This is a genomic window from Pseudoroseomonas ludipueritiae (assembly GCF_014490445.1).
In the GTDB taxonomy this organism is placed as follows: domain Bacteria; phylum Pseudomonadota; class Alphaproteobacteria; order Acetobacterales; family Acetobacteraceae; genus Pseudoroseomonas; species Pseudoroseomonas ludipueritiae.
Genome location: NZ_JACTUZ010000311.1, coordinates 1 through 1960, shown reverse-complemented (window position 1 = coordinate 1960; position 1960 = coordinate 1). Strand labels below are relative to the sequence as shown.

Annotated in this window: 2 protein-coding genes and 1 pseudogene; 2 read left to right on the top strand and 1 reads right to left on the bottom strand. The window is 70.9% G+C overall.

The genetic code is table 11. The annotated features are described in order from the left end of the window. Positions 1 to 966: MFS transporter (locus tag IBL25_RS25915; RefSeq protein WP_187781315.1), on the top strand; the 966-nt coding region annotated here is incomplete at its 5' end. A gap of 213 nt (positions 967 to 1179) precedes the next feature. On the opposite strand, the gene IBL25_RS25910 is transcribed toward IBL25_RS25915, so the two are convergent. Then, the gene (locus tag IBL25_RS25910; RefSeq protein WP_187781314.1) at positions 1180 to 1632 is read right to left on the bottom strand and encodes an Lrp/AsnC family transcriptional regulator; all 453 of its coding nucleotides are present in this window, start codon (positions 1630 to 1632) and stop codon (positions 1180 to 1182) included. Positions 1633 to 1718: 86 nt separating this feature from the next. Between IBL25_RS25910 and IBL25_RS25905 the strand changes: the two are divergent. Further along, positions 1719 to 1960 (top strand): annotated as a pseudogene (locus IBL25_RS25905) (pyridoxal-phosphate dependent enzyme); the annotation flags it as partial.

Below are 1960 nucleotides of genomic sequence, written 5' to 3'. Positions count from 1 at the left end.
AACCGCAGGCTGGTGGCTTGCATCGTCGCCGCCTGCGCCCTGGCCCTGGCCGTCGCGGCCATGTCCACCACCGCCCTGCCGTTCCTGCTGGCCTCGTTGGCCACCGGCGCCTGCGCCGTGGCGGCGCAGATCCTGGTGCCCTATGCCGCGCATCTGGCGCCGGAGCCGGTGCGCGGCCGCGTCGTCGGCAATGTCATGAGCGGGCTGCTGCTGGGCATCATGCTGGCGCGGCCCGGATCCTCCTTCATCACCAGCTTCGCCGGCTGGCACGCGGTCTTCTTCATCTCGGCCGCACTCACGGCGGTGCTGGCCGTGGTGCTGTGGCGCGTGCTGCCGGCGCGGCGCCCGCAGACATCCATGCGCTATGGCGGGCTGCTGCTCTCCATGGCACGCCTCTGGCGCTCCCAGCCCGTGCTGCGCCACCGCGCCTTCGCCCATGCCGGTCTCTTCGGCGCCTTCAGCCTCTTCTGGACCGCCATGCCGCTGCACCTGGCGCGGGACTTCGGCTTCAGCCAGAGCGGCATCGCCCTCTTCGCGCTCGCGGGCGTCGCCGGCGCCGTGGTGGCGCCCATGGCAGGCCGCCTGGCCGATGCCGGGCAGAAGCGCCCCGGCCTGGCGCGCGGTGGCATGCTGGCCGCCCTGGCCCTCGGTGCCGCCTCCTTCCCGCTGGCCCTGCTGGGCTCCGGCACCCCGGCGATCGTGGCCATGCTGCTGGCTGGCATCCTGCTGGATGCGGCGGTGACGCTGAACCTCATCCTCTCCCAGCGCGCCGTCTTCGCGCTCGGCGATGCCATCCGCAGCCGGGTGAACGGGCTGTTCATGGCGGTCTTCTTTGTCGGCGGCGCCATCGGCTCAGCCCTCGGCGGCTGGGCCATGGCGCGGGGCGGCTGGGAACTCACGGCCTGGGTCGGCTTCGCGCTGCCGGCGGCGGCGCTGCTTTATTCCGCGACGCGGCGGGCGCGATAAGGCCAGGGGAATGAATTCCCCTGGACCCCTTCTTTACTTTTTCGGATTGGGGTTCGGGCCGAAACGGGCGGCGGGGTCGCCGTAATGTTTTCAATGAAGGGCCACGCGGGCTGAGGCCTCAGTCGCCGGAGGTCCAAGACCTCCGGCGCGCCACGAAAAACTCGAAGAAAGAAGATGGGGTCCGGGGAATTCATTCCCCGGCCCTTTCTTTCTTCACCCCACCACCTGCCGCATCGCGATCACGGTGCGGAAGGACCGCACATTCGGCTCTTCATGAAAGACGGCACGGGTGAAGGCCTCGTATTCCGCCATGTCGGTCAGTTGCAGGTGCAGCAGGAAATCGGCCTCGCCGGTGACGTACCAGGCTTCCCGCACTTCCGGCCGGGCCCGCAGCGCGCGGATGAAGGCATCCAGTTGCGCCGCACCTTCCCGCTCCAGCGAGACCAGCACATGGATGCAGAGCGGCCGCCCCAGCACGGCGGGGTGCACCACCGCGACATCGGCGGCGATCACCCCTTCCCGCCGCAGCCGGCGCAGCCGCCGCAGCACCGCGCTTTCGGAGAGGCCCACCTGTTCCGCCAAAAGGCGGGCGGGGGTCTGGTTGTCGCGCTGCACGGCCTGCAGCAGGGCATGGTCGAAGCGGTCGAGGGTGACGGATTCCGGCATCGCGGGCACAGCCTAGGCCGGAATCCGGCGCGGCGCAGGCCGAAAACGGCGCCTGCCGCCGGGCGTGGCGAAGCAGAATGCGCGGCATGACCATGCCCACCGAACAGATCGCGGCCATGCTGCGCTCCCTTTCCCCGGCCTATGCGCCGACACCGCTGCTGGACCTTCCCGTGCTGGCGCGGCGCCTCGGCGTTGCCCAGGTGCTGGCCAAGGATGAAAGCCAGCGGATGCTGGGCAGCTTCAAGTCGCTGGGCGGCACCTATGCCGGGCTGCGCGCGCTGGCCCGCGCCGCCGGGGTGCCGGTGGAGGCGCTGCTGGACCCGGCGCG